We start from the raw sequence: 19207 nt of genomic DNA on the forward strand, positions 1-19207 counted from the left end.
AGCAAGAACCGTGAAGGCGACCCTTCTCGTGCTCCTGGGCCTGTCCCAACTGCCGTCAAGCATTCAGGCTCAAGAAGCCTCAGCCGGTAGCATAAAGCGAGGAGGCGTTATTCGTTACGGGCATTTTCAAGAGCCTTCTTGCCTGTTCGGGGGCTGGGTGCAGCAATGGTATCTGCAACGTCAGTACAGCGATAATCTGGTTGCGCGCAGCGAGGGCGGCAACATTGTGCCATGGCTTGCCGAGTCTTGGACGATCTCCGACGACAAGAAGGTGTACACATTCGAGATAAAGCCAAATGTCAAGTTTACCGACGGGACTGCGCTCGATGCGCAGGCTATAGCAGACAATATCAACGGATGGCTCAGCAACGACCCCGATCTTCGCAATCCGACTGCCGCTCCCTATCTTGGCGATAGCTTCGAGTCGGCAACTGCAATTGCTCCTCTGAGATTGCAGGTAAAGCTAAGGGTGCCGTTCCAACTCTTGCTGAACGTGTTCGCCCAATCCTCGCAAGGCATTCTCTCGCCATCGGCACTCAAACGTGGACTTACGGTCAATTGCGAGAACCCTGTCGGTTCCGGCCCATTCATTGTTGAGAAGTGGCGCCATGGACGAGAAGTCATCTTCCGCCGCAATCCCGACTACAATTCGGCCCCGGCCACCGCAAAACATCAAGGGCCAGCTTACGTTGATGGGATCACCTGGAAGTTTTTGCCAGATCAGACGGTCCGCTACGGCTCGCTGATCACGGGGGAGACCGATGCCATATACGATATCCCGGCTGTTGCATGGAAGGACGCCAACTCCCGGTTTTTCGTATTGCGGCACCTTACCGGCGGCACCCCCCTACGCTTGGCGTTGTATACGGCCCGGCCCCCATTTGACGACGTGCTCGTCCGCAAGGCCTTTGCCTATTCTACTGACCGAAGGGCCGCGGTTGACACATCGTTCCTTGGCTCTTTGCCGTTCGAGGGCAACGGGGCGCTAAGCCAGAGCTCGCCGGAATACCTGCCTGAGCTCGGCCATTCCTATGGATACGATGTCCGGAAGGCCAATCAGCTGCTTGATCAGGCCGGTTGGACCGAGCGCAATCGGAACGGAGTTCGTGTCAAGCACGGCAATCCGCTCATCGTGCGCGTTTCCTATTCGAACGCTTTTCTAAAGCCGGATGGTGAGCAAGCCTTGCAAGTTATCCAGCAGCAGGCACGGGAGGCCGGTTTTGACGTTCGTCTTCAACCCACCAATCCGGCTGATTTCTTCGCCGGCAAAAATCTCGGACCTGATGATTATGAGGTCGTTCTCCTCTATTGGGTTGCCCCCGGGGCCGAGATATTCCGAATCTCGTGGAAGCCCGATCAAAATGGCGAGTCCAATCGCTTCAATCCCTCACGCTACCAGGATCTGACGCTTTGGGACCTCATTCAAAAGGCGGAGCAGGAGTCTAATGCGGTTGAACGTACCACCCTCTACCAGCAGGCGGAACGGAAGATCGTGGATGACGCTCCTGTGATTGGCCTCACGGTGCTGGACGTAACTTTGGCGACTAAGCCGAACCTGAAAGACGTTTGGCTGGACCGCGGGTCAGTTGGCGAACCTGTCTTCTATGACGCTCATTTTGACGACAAATGATGCCATGAAGATAGCAGCCCATCATTCTATAGTTTGGTTCGGGCGTCGGATACTGTCAGGCCTAGTCGTGGTGTGGGCTGCCGCAACATTTGCGTTCGTAATTCAGTGTGTTCTGCCTGGCGATCGCGCGCAGATCATCATCAATGTGACAAGCGGCAACGTCGGACTGGCGTCCTCTGCAGAACTTGCAGCGATCAATGCGAAATACGGATTTGATCAACCCCTCGCGATTCAATACGGAAAATACATATCGGGAATCCTACATGGAGACCTTGGCGAGTCGTACCAGCAGCATCGGCCTGTCGCAGGGATCATCGCGGAACAGATCGGCCCCACCATTGGTTTGGCGGTCACCGCGCTGCTGTTCGCATGGATTATCGCAATTCTGACGACCTTGTTCATCGCCGGCAGAGACAACATATGGGCGAAGTTGCTCAATGACACGCAGGTCTTTTTTGCAACCGCGCCGCCTTATTGGTTGGCCACAATTCTGCTGGTTGTTTTTGCGGTAAAGCTGCGCATTTTTCCAGTCATCGGTGGAAGCTCTCCGGTCGGGCTCATTCTGCCGACAGTTGCGTTGGCTCTTGAACTCTCGGGCTTTTTTGGACAAGTCGTTCAGAACGAGTTCACACGCGTGCTCGAGCAGCCGTTCGTTACATCGGCGCGGGCGCGAGGTATGAGTGAGTTCGGCGTCAGGCTTCGCCATGTCCTCCGCCACGCCGCATTGCCCGGCATTACTTTATCAGGTTGGGCGCTCGGCAAACTTCTCTCGGGCGCGATTGTGATCGAGGTGGTTTTTGCCCGTCAAGGCCTAGGTGGAGTCCTTGTTGCTGCAACGTCCTCGCGAGACGTTCCGATTGTCTCGGGAGCTGTTTTGATTTCTGCGGGCCTGTTCGTTCTTGTCAGTTTGATTGTCGATCTGACTTACCGAGTCGTCGATCCGAGGATCAATTTGACATGAGCATGTTTGCCGAAGACACTGTGTCCCTGCTGCTCAAAGAAGTCCTGGCAATCGTCCGCCATGTTCCGTTCCGAGTTGCCGCCTGTCTTATCGTCATTGGCCTTTTTGCCCTCGCGGCTATAGGGCCAAAGGTGCTGCAGACGCACGATCCGCTCGCTATTGATTTGAGATCGTCATTGCAGCCACCGTCGTTCGCCCATTGGCTGGGAACTGATCAATTGGGTCGAGATCTTTACTCTCGAGTAGTCGAGGGGGCAGGCCAATCCGTGGCTATTGGATTAGGCGCGACGGCGCTGAGCATGTCCATTGCGATCGTTTTCGGCGGGGCCGCCGCACTTTTTGGTGGCGTATGCGACAGCATCCTGAGCCGGATTGTCGACGTGCTCTTCGCAATTCCCACGCTCCTGCTCGCCCTTGTAGTCGTGTCTGTTTTTGGGCCGTCGGTATTGACTGAGGTCATAGCCGTCGGAATCGGCACAGCGCCCGGCTATGCGCGCATGATCAGGGGCCAGATGCTTGCCATCAAGGGGATAGGGTATGTGGAGGCCGCTAAGGTGCTGGGGCATCCATTTTCCCGTATTGTCCGGAGGCATATTCTTCCCAACGCCATGAACCCGCTGACGGCAATGATGACGATCGGCGTAGGTCAGGCGATTATATGGGCCTCTGGGCTTGCTTTCCTAGGACTCGGCGTCGCTCCCCCGGCGGCCGAATGGGGCGCGCTGCTCAATGCCGGGCGCAATTATGTAATCTACGCCTGGTGGCTGGAGATCATACCCGGTCTGGCAGTTACGGCGTTTGCCCTGAGCCTCACCATCATCGGGCGCCATCTACAGGACCGTCTGGAAGGAAGAAAGTGAATGTCGCAGGGTCGCCCCCAGCCTGTCCCGCAGCAGCCAGACCTTCTCACGGTCGATTCGCTGCGTGTTTCCTTCGGTCGCGGCATCCACGAGAAAGCGGTTGTGCGGAATATATCGTTCTCCCTCCAACCGGGACGGTGTCTTGCGATTGTCGGTGAATCCGGCTCGGGCAAGAGCGTGACTGCGCGGGCTCTCATAGGGCTCGCTGGTCGCTACGCCAATGTTCATGCACGCCAGCTAAGCTTAGGCGGGATGGACCTGATGGGTCTTAGCGATCGTGCCTGGCGGCGCATCCGCGGCAACGAGATTGGCTTTGTATTACAGGATGCACTGGTTTCGCTTGACCCGCTTCGCCGGGTCGGCAAAGAGATTGGTGAATGCTTGCTCCTGCACGGTGCGGTATCATCACGCGAGGAGCTCGCGCAGCGCGTCGTTGCCCTCCTTAAGCTCGTCGGTGTCCCTGATCCCGAGACCAAGGCCGAGCAGCTGCCCCATCAATTATCAGGCGGCCAGCGTCAACGAGCTCTCATTGCTTCGGCACTTGCGCTCGATCCCCGCGTCCTGATCGCGGACGAGCCGACGACTGCTCTCGATGTGACGGCGCAAGCTCATGTGCTGTCACTCCTTGAGGAGACCAAAGCGAGAGGCAAGGCTCTGATTCTGATCAGTCACGATCTGGCAGTGGTCTCCCGCGCGGCGGATGAGGTCATCGTCATGCGAGGAGGCGAGGTCGTCGAACGCGGTAGCGCCGTCGAGATATTCAAAGATCCGAGGCACCCCTATACTCAGCAGCTGCTGGACGCCGTGCCATCGGGCCGGCCGCGCGGCTCGCGCCTCTCACCATCGACTATTCTGCCCTCGCCTGCCCGGCACACGCAGGCGGCTGCGCAATCGCCGCCGAAATCTCCTCCCATCCTGCTCGAAGCGACAAGTCTGGTGAAGCGCTTCAAGGGCCCCGATGGCGCTTTACGAGCGGCTGTGGATGGTGTCTCCTTCGAACTGCGATCCGGCGAGACGTTGGGCATCGTAGGTGAGTCCGGATCGGGAAAGTCAACGATGGCGCGCATGGTCCTGGCGCTCGAGGAGCCTGACGAGGGAGCCGTTCAGTTTGCAGGCCGCCCTTGGACCACGCTCGCCGAGCGCGAACGGCGAGCTCGGCGGCGGTCGCTATCGGTCATTTACCAGGATCCTCTTGGCTCGTTTGATCCACGTTGGACGGTCGGACGCATCATATCCGATAGCCTTCCGAGTGATGTTGAGACACGGCGCAAGCGGCAGGATCGCGTTATCGAGTTGCTCGATCTGGTCGGGCTATCCGAGGCCTTGCTGGACCGACGACCGCTCGAGCTCTCGGGCGGTCAGCGCCAGCGCGTTGCGATCGCACGCGCGATCGCACCAAATCCTGCCGTCATCGTCTGCGATGAGCCGGTTTCGGCGCTCGACGTCTCGATCCAGGCTCAGGTCCTCGACCTGCTCGGCTATCTGAAGGACCACGTCGGCGTAAGCTATCTCTTCATCTCGCATGATCTCAGTGTTGTTCGTCACATCAGCGATCGCGTCATAGTTATGCGACGGGGGAGAATCGTCGATAGTGGGGCCACTGAAGAGATATTTCGCCATCCACAGTCTGAATATACCAAGAGCCTTATCTCCGCCATGCCGCGTCTTGTGCGCGAACATCAGATAGGTCATCCAGGTACGATCCTCGAAGAAGGCATCGCATGAACGTCGATGTCCTCGAATTCGATCCTTTATCATAATTGTCTATCTCCGATCGCGAGGGCATTCGCCTTTGTGCACCGAGTTGGTCACAATAGCGCGCTCGTTCATCGCTCGATCAAGACAGTCTGTGGCACGGGTTCCCGCTACATGGACTGGTCGGCGCGCGGAGCAGGACTATCCGCGTTCGAACACTCGCTATCGGCGAGGTCGGCAATCCGCAAATGTCGGATTGCAACTCATCGATTGCGTGCCCGGAAAAGGACGGGCGGCTCTTGTGCTCCTGCGAATGAACTCGCAATCTTCGCTTTCACGATAGCCTTGCGCTCATGGTGCGGTCCCTGACAACGAGAGCGTGTTTGTCAGGTTCAAAACATTCGGCGGCAACATCGATTTGGTGACGTCTATTCAGCTCTTAGTGGCGACTGATGCGGCTGGCACGGTCATTGCTATCGGACATGAGGTAACGCCAAGTAGCGGCTGACGTCAGGTCTGTGAACGATCACGTTTCCGCCCGGAAGCCGTGGGTCCATTCTGAAAAAAGCAAGACCTTGAAGTTTTTTGCATTCGGCTTGATGGAGAGCGATTTGGATTTGCCTACAAGCGCCGAGACTAACCGCAACTACCGGATATATCGGCATTGTCGAACGACCGTTGCGTTGTCAGCGTTGGCGGGCTCAGTGAACAATCTTGGCGAGCGGATGACTAGAATTCGGCTGCCGTGCTCAAGCTCGCCGGCTGCGGAGGTCACCGACACAATAGGCGCTTCATCGAGGCATCGTGTCGCCATTTCGCCGACGAGTTGGCCACAGGTCGCATAGCGTACCGCCAAGGCGGAGCAAAAGAGGTCGATAACAGGCCCCCCGTAATCCGGGTAATACGGAATCGTCATGTCGCAAACGATCGACCCTGATAGCGAGTGCACCGCGAATGAAGGGGCAGAGCACTCGTCAGATCCGAAACACAATCTTTCATCAGATGGCGACTTTGTTCGGTACTGGAGCCGAGCTGCCGATCGGCTGCGCGCGGTGGCGGCCGTCGGGAGGCGAACCGAAGAGGCGATCAGAAGGACCGGGATTGGCTTGCAGCTATCCTCCGAGAACTTTAACGGTCATGACTTGTCAGATTTCCCGCTGCGACGCTGTACGCTCAATCGTGCGCAGCTCTACGGAGCAAAGTTGGATCGGGCAGACCTTTCTGGGGCGAACCTTATCTGTCCGGGGCTAGAAAGGGCAAGTTTCCGCGGCGCCAAGTTCGATTTTGCGTATATGCATGCGATTGCAGCGCAGGTCTGCAACTTCGATGATGCCAGTCTACGCAATGTAATTGATGCAACGGGCAGCCTGTTTCACGGTTGCAGCATGAAAAGGGCGCGCTTTGATAACGCCATGCTCAGCGGGCTTCTCGCTTACCAATGCGACGCGAGTGATGCTGTATTCGATGGCGCGGAGCTACAGGGATCGACCATCAATGAATGTTTCCTTCCTTCCGCTTCCTTCCGCTTTGCCAAGCTGAGCCAACTCACGATCACGAAAGCACATCTGGCGTCTTGCTCGTTCCTCCAGTCAAAGGGGAGCTGCTTATCGATTGTACGTCCCACCTCGGTCGATGGTCTTGTCCTGGAAGGCGCTCATCTTCCGTATCTGAGACTCTCAAAGGTAAGCGGCCGCATTAGAGCGAGAGGCATGAGCGCCCCATTTGCTGACATTCACTTGTCAAATCTTCCAAATGCGGAGCTTGAGCAGGCAGACTTGAGCCAGGCGCGGCTTTTGTCCGTAAGCTTGTCCAGCGGAAATCTTGTCGGTGCCGTGCTCAACGGTGCGTCCTTTCATTCCTGCCAGCTCGACGGAGCGGACCTGTCTCTGGCATCAGGCGAATGCATTTCGATAACAGAGAGCACAATGCGAGCCGTCAAATTATCGGGCTTTCGGGGGCGCTGTGCCTTTGTGCGCGACTGCGATCTCGAACGCGCAGACCTATCCAATGCTTATCTCTACAGGTCGATGATCACCGGTGATCCCCCACGATCAATGGCACTGGATGAGGCAAATCTCGAAGGATCGAATCTCGTTCAGGCATATCTCGCGGCAGGAATGACGAGAACCAATCTGGAGGCAACGCGGGCCGCGTATGTTCGCATGAACCAATCGTCCTTGCGCGAGGCGAACCTGAGTGGGATGTCGCCGTTCCAGGCCAGCTTCGTAAAGGTGGACTTTTCGGGCGCTAAGATAACCACGTTCGAGCCACCATTCTTTGCAGACCGATGTCCGGGCCTACAGGCCGCTCTGAAGGGGGATGAGCCACGCGAGCCATCAAGCTATCTAACTGAATTCTCATCGTTGATCAGACGGAGTCGCGAAGGGTCCACCTGACGGCTTCGAACGCTACAAAATAGAAGGGAATGTAGTGTCGGTGAGCTTAGGACAGGTCTGGGCGGCCGTCCGAGCTGTGAGCGGGCGCTAAAACGCTATGTGGCTCGTGGCCATTGCCCGCCGATACGATAGGCAGGGCAGACTGTCTGCGCGATCCGACCGATCAGATCGCTCTTTTGGCGTTCAAAGAGACTGGAGTAGGAAAATGCATTTTGCATGTCTTTCCGCTGGTAAAGCGTTCCTCCGGGAGGTGGCGAGGACAGGGCAGACTATCGGGACAGTACATACTCTCGGCGCCCTGCATCTTGGGCATGCAGAACTGATCAGAAGGGCGGCATCGGAGAATGACGTCGCGATCGTCACAGTCTACCCGAACAAGATCCAGCTTAGGCCAGGCGGGAGCTACGATTTCAATTTGGACGAGGATATTGGACTTGCATTGCGTTCGGGAGCAACTGCCGTGATTTCCTCCAACGACACCGAAATGTTCCCGCCTGGGTATCGAACCCTTGTATCGCAAGGCGACTGTCATTTGCGTCTAGGGGGGCCTGAGGCCTATTTGAAGGAAGCCGTTACCGGGGCAGTCCGCTGGATCTGCTATGCGAGGCCAACTCGCAGCTACTTCGGCCTGAAAGATATCGGTCAGGCGATCCTGGTGAAGCGCGCCGTCGCAGACCTCGTTCTGGATTGCGAGATAAGGTTTGTGCCGACCGTGAGATACAAGAACGGAGTGCCCATTTCGTCGCGTTTAAGGCGATTTAGCCGTTCCGAGCTTGATGAGCTGTCGTGCCTTTTTAGGGCACTCGACCATTCGAGGAAAGAGATCGCCCAAGGGGTATCTAGGGTCGAGGATCTGGTCGCGTCGGCCACATCTCAGATCAAGTTCCGAAACTTTCAGCTCGATTTTGTTCGGATCGTCGATGCTGACAATTTCGAAGACCTGGAGCAAGTCAAGCTCCCTTTTATAATTTTCGGAGCGGCAACGGCTCATGGTCTCAGGATCTTCGACAGTATCTACGTTCCAGATCGGGATACTCTCGTGAAGGGTCCTTCGGATATCTGGATCGATCTGCCTGAACCGTCCTAGCCAGACGAGTTTTCATCCGTGACCTTGAGAAAGCGATCCGCTCCGGCGGTACCTGAGGGCCGCGGGCGACCTTATGAAGGTGCATTCGGCTTGATGTTGCCTCCAGTGCATATCCACATCTAATCAGCGCTGATAGGTCTCATTGATTCCTGAGTAGATCGAGTCGGAAAGTCAATGCGATCCTGACTGCCCGACATGGTAGGGCGAGGCCAGCTGCACCGTGAGGTAGCCTGGTCGAGCGGCCCGTCGCAGCCAAGCGCAGCGGCAGCTCGAAACGATGAATGGCGCCACACCGTAAATTCTCGAGAGCAGAATCTGCAGGGATGATCATGACAAGGCGATCGGAAGATTATGGGGCTGAGGATTCGTGTGTTATCCCGCTGAGCAAGCTGGATGTAAGCGAGGGCAAGCGCTTTCAAGACGACAGCATGTGGGCTTGCTTTGAGCGGCTGCGAAAGCAAGATCCCGTTCACTACTGTCGAGACAGCGCTTATGGTCCATATTGGTCCGTAACGAAATACCGCGATATCGTGGCCGTCGACACAAACCACAAAGCGTTCTCGTCAGAAGAAGGTGTCACTATTGTCGACGTGCCAGGCGAGCACTGGACCCCGAGTTTCATCAAGATGGGGCCTCCCAAGCACGCCGAGCAGCGCAATACCGTGAGCCCGATCGTCGGACCGGAAAGGTTGACGAAGCTCGAAAGCTTGATCCGGTCTAGGGTCAGGGCGATTCTCGCGGGCTTGCCGCGCAATGAGACCTTCAACTGGGTGGACATGGTGTCCATAGAGTTGACGACGCAAATGCTCGCCACGCTGTTTGACTTTCCATTTGAGGATCGGCGACTGCTGACCTATTGGTCAGACGTCGCTGTTACAGCTCCGAAAGCGGGCCATGCGATCGACAGCTGGGACAAGCGAAGCGCAATCTTATCCGAGTGCCTGGACTATTTCAACGGGCTTTGGAACGAGCGCATCAAAGCCGAGCCGCGCCTCGACTTGATTTCCCTGATGGCGCATTCTCCTTTCACACGCCAGATGGAGCCGAACGAGTTTCTCGGAAATCTGATTTTGCTGATCGTTGGGGGCAATGACACCACGCGCAACTCAATTACCGGCGGCCTCCTGTTCATGAATCAGTACCCCTCCGAATTGCGAAAGGTAATTGACAATCCCAAGCTGATCTCGAGCGCCGTGTCGGAGATTATTCCCTACCAGACGCCAATTGCACATATGCGCCGTACAGCCACGATCGACAGCATCGTAGGTGGAAAACAGATCAGGAAAGGCGACAAGGTCGTCATGTGGTATATCTCCGGTAACAGGGACGAGGAGATCATTGAGAACGCCAACAATTTCGTGATCGATCGGAAAAATGTGAGCCAGCATCTCTCTTTTGGGTTCGGCATCCATCGCTGTCTTGGTCGACATCTTGCGCAACTGCAGTTGAGAGTCCTGTGGGAAGAGATTTTGTCTGCGGAATTGTGGTTCGAGGTTGTCGGCGAACCCGAGCGGATTGCGTCTAACTTCGTGCACGGCTATTCCGCTCTTCCCGTGCGGATTGCATCCTAGCCCCTGATTTGCTGTGCTCACGCAGAGGGCAGGCGGCGGAGCGGGCTTGTCCTGAACCATCTTTGGTTTGTGCAAGCAAGGCAGATTGGGTGATCGACGCGAAACAACGCTGCATGTCGAAAGCCAATTACCGGCCCGGCAGACGCTTGGAAGGACCTGCGAGAAGCGATAGGTGAGGCGCGCCTCTCGACTCGCAAGCGTTTAACATACCGAAAATTGAACTCAACTGCTACTCCGATGCAGGTCTCTTGGGCCACCTCGAGCAGCCGAACCACAGAGGCCGATGACCTTGATGTTGAAAATTGCGGCTATGGCGGCCATTTTCCTTGGAGAAGCGCTTTCGATTTGCGCCGAGTTGATTGCCTCAAGGCAATTCGGAAAGACCGGTGGCGATCTGACGATACTTTGGCCGATGTTTCTCCTGGTATGCTTGGGTGGCATCCTCCTCGTTTTCGGATACGCGCTGGGCTACATGCATCTGCAGAATATCTGGATCATTGTCGCGATATCGGTCGGAGCTATCCTGATCGTGGAGCCAATGCTCACATTTCTGCTCTTCAGAGATGTGCCGACGGCCGGTTCGCTGATTGGGCTGGTTCTCGGCGGGTTTGGTGTGCTCGCTGCGATATTTCTATGAAGGTGATCTCACCGGGCCCGGATGGGCGCCGCACTTTTGCGAAATGCAGCCTGAGGATCTGCGGAAGGTCGTTCGGCCCATTCGCAAGGAGAAAAAATATCGATGCTGATCGAGCCTTCAGCAACTCGTCGTCGGTGTAGGGGCCGTAGCTTGTTAAGCTCTTATGTCAAAGTCCCCTTACCGTTAGCAGGACGCATGTGGCGAGCGTCAGGTCTGCCAATCCAGAAGCTGGCCATTTCTGCTTGATCATAATTCGCCGATTAGGCCCGACTGTTCTCCCGGCTACTTACCCAAGTGTTGGGGACGACTTAACTCAGTCGGCGTGGACGACGCCACCGGCAGACGGCCAAGACTCGTACCGGATCGCGTCCGAGGCGAGGGCACTCAGCCGCGGTTACGTCGCGGCTGCTTACAGCGACACAGTTACCCGCATCGCTCTCTTCAGCGACATTAGAGCTCCGACGGAAATGGAACTTCAGGTGACATCGGCTTTCTTGTGCATCCGCAAGAACGCTTTTGGTCAGCTAGCCGTCAGTCAGGCGGTCTATCCAGACGGGCTGCACATTCGCGACTTTTATCGGAGACGAAGCATGACAAGCATTGGCCGCGCCGGCGCATCGGAAGCTGGGGCCGCAGGAGCGCGCAACACCGGAGACGTAAGCGGTTCGAACGTGGAGCCCCGCCTTTTTCCGGGAGCACTCAGTCAATCTTTCGATGCCGTCATCGAGCGGATGCGCTCTGGGCCTCAAGACAGAACCGCGGCGCTTGGCAACTCAAGTTCGGAGGTGGCAGCGCCCACCCGAGACGAGATAAAGGCAGCAAGGCGAAAAATGGGCGGCCTGCTCGAGGAGCTTGAAGCTAGCCGTCGAGCGGCCACGCACGCCCAGACCTTCCAACAAGCGCAAGAGCTGATCGATCAAGTCGTCAAAGCAGGCTCAACAGTTCTGGAGTATTACGCGGATTTGCCTGCCAATTTGGCGCGCCGCATCCTGCCCGACGATCGGGCTCGCCGGCTCCGCGATGACACGCTGAACGCGGCCGAAGAATGTAACGCAGTGGCCACCCGGATTATTTACGAGCTGGAGGACAAAAGAAAGGAAGCATTAGGCTGGCTCCCGAAGATCAGAGCCAGCGGTACGCCCGCCCAGGTGATCGGCGCGTTTAAAAGCGTGGCGAAACACTATGCCGCCTGCATGGAATGGTGGGGAAAAAAGGTGTTGCGCTCGGAGCGGACGCAGTCTGTCTGTGCGGCTACTGCCAACTTGCCAAGCAGCACGCCCGAGATGCGCAAGGCCGAAGAGGCCGCACTAAGACTGCATACCGGATGGGCTCTGAATACAAAGTGCATGTATCTGCAAGCGCGGATCGCTCTCGCGGAGCTCTTGATTGACTCCCGAACGAGCACGCTCGACCCAGACGTGCGCGAGGCCCTCATGGAGGAGAGCGGGCGGGTGCGTCTGCTCGGAACCTTTATCGAGGATGTTTTTCCGGCATTCGTCTCGACGAGCCAGGCCGTTCTATACAGCGATGGAGCAGTGCTCGACGCGGAGCATCGCGTCGTTCTTGAAGGAGTCATGGAGCGGCTTTCGGAATTTGCATCCGGGCTGAGCGGCATCGTTGCCAGCCTGAGGCAGGTCGGAACGGGCGCTGAAGTTCCCCTGCAGTTGCTGGACGAGATCGTGGAAGGGGCGTGGGTGACCGCGAACGAGGTCATGCGGCTGCTGGCATTGCAGCCAACTACGCCAGCCACGATTGAAGCGCCGGCTTGGGCTGCGATGCCGGAAAATACTGCCGGGGTGAGCCAAGGCAATTCAGGTCGCAGAAAAGGAAAAGCAAGAGATAGGCGCGCAGCGGCTGCAGGCGAGGGGAGTTCAACGGTCAGCTCATCCGAGCCACAACTCGCCAGACCCGATACCGCTACGGCTCCGACGCGCAAGGTTATCGTGCGCTCAGATCTCGGTACCAAGAAGCTGGCGACCACGGAGGAAGCACGCGCCTCATCCGCTGCAACCGAGCATCTGCAGGTGTGGCAGGCGCCGCCGTCCAAAGCAGCCCTGGCGGGATTACTTGAGCGATTGGATAAGCTGCTGCAGTTCGACCTGCGGGCGCAGCAGAGAGCGGTCTCGCAGGCGCGCCAGATGAAGCCTGAGGACGCCGAACACGTCTTGGATCGGGTTATTACGCGCTTGCGGACGCAGGCCGACGAAATTGATGGCTGTGTAACCGCGCTGCAGGAGCCGCGCCGACGTGGCCTGCTCACACCTTCGCAAGTTCCCGAGGTGCACGACAAAATAGTCCGGCTCAACGGGATGTTGTCCGAGCTGCAGGGACAGGCAAGATCATGGAAAGAGCAGAAGGCAGCGATCACGAGCGATTGCATGAAGACCTACCCGTTTCCATCGCAAAACTACCTCGAACAGTTACGCGCGGCGGGGGAACTGGAGTCAGTGGATCCGCCGCGCGCCTTGAAGGGAGAGCCAGGGAAGCTATTCGAGATCAAGCTGCAGCCGAAGGCGCTGCGCAGCGGCGCGATGCCACGGCCGATGTGGGTGCACATCCATACCGAGCAGCCGGTTCGTGCCCGGCAATTGGCAACGCTGAGCGATCGCGAATTCGCTGCATGCCACGTGAAGTCCGACGAACAGCGCGGATACAATCAGCATTGGCAGAACGCGCGAGCCGCTGAGGGCCACGAGAACGTCGTGATCCACCGGGGCAAACTGACGCCTGCGTTCTGTAGGTCCTTGTTGAGCACCGCCGCTGGCCAGCCGTGGCAGCCCCTTCCCGATCCCGGGCACGTTTCAGCGCACATTGCTCGACTGGGGATCTCGTGAGTGAGTTGTCTCGGGGGCAGCCGTTCGGTGGCAGCCTTCATGCCTTCGGATCGGCTCGGTGGATTGCCTGAGCAGCGCCGAGCCATCTCGGGCCCATCTTACAAAAAGATGGAGCCTCGGAAAGAATGCACCTCACGCGAGGGGTAGCGAGTGGGCCATTCCGGAGGATTGACCACGAGCAAGCTGCCATTCCGGGGTGTAGCAAACATCGGCGCTCGGGCGAGAAGCTAGGCCGCTGAGCATTGCAGACCGAAAACATGTACCTGATGCCGGCGGCGACCCGCTCGGATGTAACAGTGCTTTCGCCTGTTTGCCCGCGGCAAGCTGGCGCGCAAACCTTCGGCGGAGTTTCAACGGATCGCGAACGGTTCGGTGGCACGGGAGCTGAGCATCACGGCCGCTTTGACGAATCGGATCGGGCGGTGCACAATAACGTGGCCTGTTTGCTACTCTTGCATAAGGCTACGACGGCCCCAGCATCAAGCCTCCTTGGCCCCCAAGATGCTGGGGCTGTCGTTCTTGCTCGAGCGTCTCAAGCCAAGTGGCGTCGGAGCTGCTTCACTTCAACTGCGATGTCGCGCCGAGCCGTCCGACAATCCCAACATGTGGGCGTATGGTCAGTCATGTCGCTGCGTGTTCAGCCGCCGTCACGAGCACACGACGGCGGCATTGCCCAAGAGCAGCCTCCACCAGCCGATCAGCTTGGCGGAGGCTATCCATTGAGTTAAGACCGAGCTCACGATAGCAACCCGTACATAGGTCTGACCGTCTTTTTTAGCTCGACGCCATGAGCCGTAAGCGCCCGGTGCATCGCCGCGCCTTTGATCTCGCGAGCGAGCTCGTCGACAATTTGAGCCCCGACCGTTCGCTCGGCATTGCCCCTCAGGACTGGCTTTGGCGAGCCGTTGATTCAGCCGAGCGTGAAACTCGTCTTCCATCGCCTCGAGAGCCGCTCCTCAATTGCTGCATGATCTTCGGGAACACGTTCGCGGGTCAACGGCTCTCCCCTTGCGGCGCCGCATGTGCGGGAGCATGCAAGCCGACTGTCGCCTTGCTCGGACGATCCGTCGGATTCAAGCTTAACTCGAGTGCTCCCAGACGTCATCGACTACTCCGAGGCTCCTCCAGCGTTCGATCAAGCAGATTGCAGGTTCCGCGCGCGCTAACATCGAGCCTTACGGTGATGTCCGCACTTATCCATTCCCTAGATAGATCTGATCAAGAAAATCAATTTTACCGCTTGCAGCGTCCTCATATAGACCCGAGGAGGGTTGGGGCCAACCTAGGGAAGCGATTTCTCGCATGAAAAAGTCTGTGTTAGTGACGGCGAGCGCCCTCGCGCTCGCAACGGCGGCGGTGCCTCCTTTTGCTGCAACAGTTTCCGCGCAACCGGTGGCCGCCAGGGTGCATGTAGCCGATACTTCGTATCCTCAGTGCGCGGACGACCCGCTGGATGGTATCTGCGATCTGTTTTTTTGTTTGGCCGATCCCTCGTGCGTGCGACACTGAGAACGGAAAACAACTCAAGCAGAGAATGAGGATCGATCCTCGTGCGGCCGCTTGCTCAAACAGCGGCCGCGCCCTCCGCCGTACAGTTACACTGGCAGATGGTGCAGGCGGCGCCACCTTATTCAAAGCGATTGCTCACTTTCAGCCAGTCGGTAGCTAACGCGCAACCGCCGCATCAGCGAAGGTTGGGTAGACGGGAGAAGCCGTTGAGAGCGCCACGCTGTGTTCCGCTGCGAGCCCCTGCTCGATCCAAAACTAATCAATCATCAGTATCTGTTGCTCTTCCATGCTGCACCGATAGTCCTTTCCGATGATTCGAATTTCGGACGTCATGGATGTCCATTCTTCCCGCTATGCCTAGGGTAGCCGTCGTGGCGTCAGGAAGGATCATTTATGGTTGGGTGTAAAATTGAGTGGCGCCGTCTGCGGCATCATGAGCATGGCAAGGAGCCCGGCCGCGCTCGCGAAAAGCATGTACCATGCGGGCACGAGTGCGCTCCCGGTCAGGTGGATCAGCCAAGTGACGATTGGTTGAGCTGTGCCTCCGAAAATCGCTATCGCTAAAGCGTAAATCGTCGCGAGGGCGCCACCACGAAGGTTCCTGGGCAAACCTTCGGCCATGCTTACGTAGAAGGCGCTATACGGAATCGTTCCGGTCAGGGTGAGGGCGCCGAGACCTCCTAGAAGTGCGAACGCACTGCGACTCTCTGCAATCCACAAGAATACGGGATAGGTCATCAGCAATGCAGTAACCTGCGGCCATATCATGGTGCGGCGACGGCCTGCGCGGTCGGCGAGCAGGCCGCCCAGCAGTGCTGCAGCAATTCCCACCGCATTGCTGATGAGCGTAGTACCAAAGGCAAGCGGCGCGGAAACGTGAAGAGTGTTGATCGCGTAGGTCGTCATATATCCCGTAACATAAGTAGTGATCGTGCAGCTGGCCAGGATCACAAATCCCAAGCTCATGATGCGGCGATCGGCACGTGGTTGGCCCCAAGGCTGGGTGACCAGAACGTGCGCCTCGGGCCGGTGCAAAGTTTCAGGCAGAGCGCTCCGCAACCAAAGTCCAAACGGCAACGTAGCGGCGCCGAGCAACAACGCGATCCGCCATCCGTACGCATTGAGAGCTTCGCTCGTCATGGTGAACGAAAGTATTTCTCCAACCAACGCTCCAGCCGTCGCAGCTATCTGTTGGCTCGCGGGCTGAAAGGAGACAGTAAGACCGCGGGCGTCAGCGGGGGCGGCTTCCATCAAGTAGGCGGTCGTCGGCCCCACTTCACCTCCGAGGGCAAAGCCTTGCAGCAAGCGTGCGAAGACGACCAGTGACGGAGCGGCAAGTCCTATTGCCTCGTACGATGGCATCATAGCTAACAATAGGACCGCCGCGCTCATCATGGTAAAGCTAGCGGTCATCGCGGGTCGTCGGCCGACCCGATCCGAATACGAGCCGAGTACGATCGCGCCGATCGGTCTGGTCACGAAACCTGCACCGAAGGTTGCGAGTGACAGCATGAGGCTGGCGAACGGGTCGGTTGCCGGGAAGAACGCTTGGCCGATCTGTATCGCGAAAAAGCTGTAGGTCCCGAAATCGTAGAATTCGAGAATATTGCCGATGGTTGCGCCCAGCACAGCGCGGCTCGTCAGGCGTTCGTCTGCGGGATCGAGGACCGGCTCCAGCCTCTCTCGAGTAGATTGGCTCGACATCCTCGACCTAATCTGAAGCGCGCTCCCTGACCCAAACATTTTGGACAGGTAGGTCGCAACTGTTGCATTCCACGCGCCGAACTCGTCCCTGAAGGCCATTGCGCCAGTCAACATGTTGGCTGAAGCGAGTCACGACGAAGCTGACCGTAACATCTGCAATAAAAATGCCGGTCTCTGCGCCAACCATATAGCCCTTGATCTGATGGTTGGCCTGCCAGCAAGGACAAATATGCGGACCTGCTGCTGCTGTCGGGCGCCGCAGATATTGCGCGGCTGTCGCGAGTTTGCGACAAATTGGCGTCCGCCGAACACGATTGACCACGACTTGAGCCATTTCAGCGTCACCTGGTTGCGTCCACACCTTAAGGAGAAGTGGGCCACGGCCTTCAGCGCCAGGCGCTTGCCCCCACTCAGGGCGCCTGCGCCGGTCCCACGCGCCTGCAAGATCGCCATTTATAGATGCTCCACCTACGGCCGCCGCCGGGTCGCCAGCGGGCGACTCAGTCTGCTCAGGGGCCGCTCGCATCTGCCGACAATCAAGACCCGGACCATCTTCGTCCGTGCGTTCGGCGCCGCTCGACGTGTATCTCGGCTATCTCCGGCACGAGGGCGTCACCGGGACGGGGGACAAGAGCGGCTTATTCGGCCCGGAGGCCGACGATGCGATCTCAAGTCGTTCGGTCAGCGCTGCCAAAGTGTCAGGGTCGTACATCTTGGTCAGCCGCTCGGGGAGCTGGTAACGCAAATCAGTGACGCGACACGTAGGAGCTAGCGTTAGTGTGCCCGGACGGGCGAGCACCAATGCGGCCTACATTTCCTCGCCAGCGGAGCGTTGGAATGAGAATTCACTCGTGTCCTGAATAAAGAAAATCGTCGCAATTCGTACACGGGATGCCGAAGTTGCCACTGAAATGTCCGCTCCCTGTAAGCGCACCGTGACACGAGCGCCATCTGCATGACGCTGAGCGACAATAACGTCCGGGACAAAGTTGGCCGTTCGTATTGCCTCACCTGAGGATGTAACATTCCGCTTGACCGATCTAGCTCCGGCGTCAGTCCGAGATTGCGTCATGGCGCGCAGGATCGGAGACACTGGGGACGTCGCGGAGTGCCCATTACCGCAGTGGCATCCGCAGTCCCGGGATCCCAGTTCCCTCCGCGGTTGCCTGCTCTCACGTAGGTCGCGCTCTCGTCTGTTCTCGCTGGCGCGGCTACGGTTAGCGGCCAGAGTATAGGCTCGAAGTGTGAGCCAGGACGACTGGTCGAGAGCAGAGATCGAAATGTAGATGTTCGGTGCAAGACTGTGTCTGGCCGCGGTACACATGGCCTGGCCCTTCTAACCAGCTTTACGGCCAGGTGAATGCGATGCCATGGACGACGCAGACCTGCGCCGCCGACCGGGAGATCAGGCGGAATGAGATTTGGCTCGGAGATGATCGTATCCGACGTGACAGATGCGGTCGCGGGTTTGCCTCCCTTTGTTCGATCTTTGTCAGCTTCTCGAAAGCCAACCTCCTTAACATTCGAACTTGGCCTCTCGATGACGAAGCCGCCCATATCTGAATTCGTGACGAGCTTCAGCTCATTCCCTGGGGAGATCTTCAAGAGGCCTTGTTCTCATAACAGAAAGGAGAGCTTTATGGATCCGAACCGGATCGGCCATTCCCGTCCACCAGAATCACCAACGGCGCACGTCTGGACACAGGAAGATCATGATCTGTTCAGTCAGTTCATGAATGAAGCGGGACCATCATCATCTGCCGCACGTGAGGAAGCGGTAGATGTCTCATTCGCCGCTCCCCAGAGATTTTCACACGGTTCGCAAATCGCGCCTGACTTCATGGTCGAGAGGCTGTTCCACCAGGGTCTCTTGCCGGACTCGGACCAGCCGACGATGACCTATGAAATCCGAGGTCACCGCTACACGGCCGGTTTGGATGGGTCCAATCGTGTTCTTCTTGTTCATAACCCTGCGGAGGACCAACTGGTTGGGGCCGGCCGGGCGGGGGTGCCGGACTTCGGAGCATTCTTCACGGAGCACCGGCGCTTCGGAACGCCGCTAGCGCAGCAATGGGCCACACCTGCCCTGATGGACAAGCTGCGCGAAGAAGGTTTCATGCCGACCGCTAATAACCCCACAACAATCCAGCTTAACGGACGGGCCTACAAAGCCGAATTAGCTGAAGGAGGGTTCGTCAGGCTTACGCGGGTATGAGACGCAAGGCGGGGTGAAGCGGATCGCGCCGGACTGGCGCCCTGCGGTCACTTCGGTTGTCCTTACCTGGATAGACAATTCACCGCTTAGCAGTGGATTGCTCGCGCC

The 19207-nt window shown here is 57.8% G+C and carries 12 protein-coding genes; 10 read left to right on the top strand and 2 right to left on the bottom strand.

Features of this window, described 5'->3' with window-relative positions; all coding sequences use genetic code 11:
• Positions 1 to 10: 10 nt before the first annotated feature.
• The 9 genes from P6U28_RS38140 (at position 11) to P6U28_RS38180 (ending at position 13671) form a co-directional block, all read left to right on the top strand.
• Positions 11 to 1630: an ABC transporter substrate-binding protein gene (locus tag P6U28_RS38140; protein ID WP_407120927.1), complete on the top strand. Its 1620-nt coding sequence runs from the start codon at positions 11 to 13 to the stop codon at positions 1628 to 1630.
• Positions 1605 to 2591, top strand: a complete 987-nt coding sequence (locus P6U28_RS38145) for an ABC transporter permease (protein WP_407120929.1) — start codon at positions 1605 to 1607, stop codon at positions 2589 to 2591. The genes P6U28_RS38140 and P6U28_RS38145 overlap by 26 nt, the downstream gene beginning before the upstream one ends.
• Positions 2588 to 3451, top strand: a complete 864-nt coding sequence (locus P6U28_RS38150; RefSeq protein ID WP_407120931.1) for an ABC transporter permease — start codon at positions 2588 to 2590, stop codon at positions 3449 to 3451. Before P6U28_RS38145 ends, P6U28_RS38150 begins: the two co-directional genes overlap by 4 nt.
• Positions 3452 to 5176 carry a dipeptide ABC transporter ATP-binding protein gene (locus P6U28_RS38155; protein ID WP_407120933.1) on the top strand — a complete coding sequence of 575 codons (1725 nt, stop codon included), beginning with the start codon at positions 3452 to 3454 and terminating at the stop codon, positions 5174 to 5176. It abuts the gene before it with no gap.
• An 884-nt stretch (positions 5177 to 6060) separates the two neighbouring features.
• Complete coding sequence (locus tag P6U28_RS38160) at positions 6061 to 7542, top strand: pentapeptide repeat-containing protein (RefSeq protein WP_407120935.1); 1482 nt, start codon at positions 6061 to 6063, stop codon at positions 7540 to 7542.
• A 205-nt stretch (positions 7543 to 7747) separates the two neighbouring features.
• Entirely contained in the window at positions 7748 to 8629 is an 882-nt protein-coding gene (locus P6U28_RS38165; protein WP_407120937.1) for a pantoate--beta-alanine ligase, read from the top strand.
• 329 nt (positions 8630 to 8958) lie between these two features.
• Complete coding sequence (locus P6U28_RS38170) at positions 8959 to 10200, top strand: cytochrome P450 (RefSeq protein ID WP_407123156.1); 1242 nt, start codon at positions 8959 to 8961, stop codon at positions 10198 to 10200.
• Positions 10201 to 10483: 283 nt separating this feature from the next.
• A complete protein-coding gene (locus P6U28_RS38175; RefSeq protein ID WP_407120939.1) occupies positions 10484 to 10837 on the top strand; it encodes a hypothetical protein in 354 nt (117 codons plus the stop codon).
• Positions 10838 to 11427: 590 nt separating this feature from the next.
• Positions 11428 to 13671 (top strand): hypothetical protein, encoded by a 2244-nt coding sequence (locus tag P6U28_RS38180; protein WP_407123157.1) that lies wholly within the window; start codon positions 11428 to 11430, stop codon positions 13669 to 13671.
• Positions 13672 to 15567: 1896 nt separating this feature from the next.
• On the opposite strand, the gene P6U28_RS38185 is transcribed toward P6U28_RS38180, so the two are convergent.
• Both P6U28_RS38185 and P6U28_RS38190 read right to left on the bottom strand, forming a co-directional pair.
• Positions 15568 to 16884 carry an MFS transporter gene (locus P6U28_RS38185; protein WP_407120941.1) on the bottom strand — a complete coding sequence of 439 codons (1317 nt, stop codon included), beginning with the start codon at positions 16882 to 16884 and terminating at the stop codon, positions 15568 to 15570.
• 7 nt (positions 16885 to 16891) lie between these two features.
• Positions 16892 to 17218: a hypothetical protein gene (locus P6U28_RS38190; protein ID WP_407120943.1), complete on the bottom strand. Its 327-nt coding sequence runs from the start codon at positions 17216 to 17218 to the stop codon at positions 16892 to 16894.
• Between the two features lie 1305 nt (positions 17219 to 18523).
• On the opposite strand from P6U28_RS38190, the gene P6U28_RS38195 reads away from it, so the two are divergent.
• Entirely contained in the window at positions 18524 to 19099 is a 576-nt protein-coding gene (locus P6U28_RS38195) for a hypothetical protein (protein WP_407120945.1), read from the top strand.
• The last annotated feature ends 108 nt before the right edge of the window (positions 19100 to 19207 follow it).

The organism is Bradyrhizobium sp. STM 3561 (genome assembly GCF_045571455.1).
Taxonomy (GTDB): Bacteria; Pseudomonadota; Alphaproteobacteria; order Rhizobiales; family Xanthobacteraceae; genus Bradyrhizobium; species Bradyrhizobium vignae.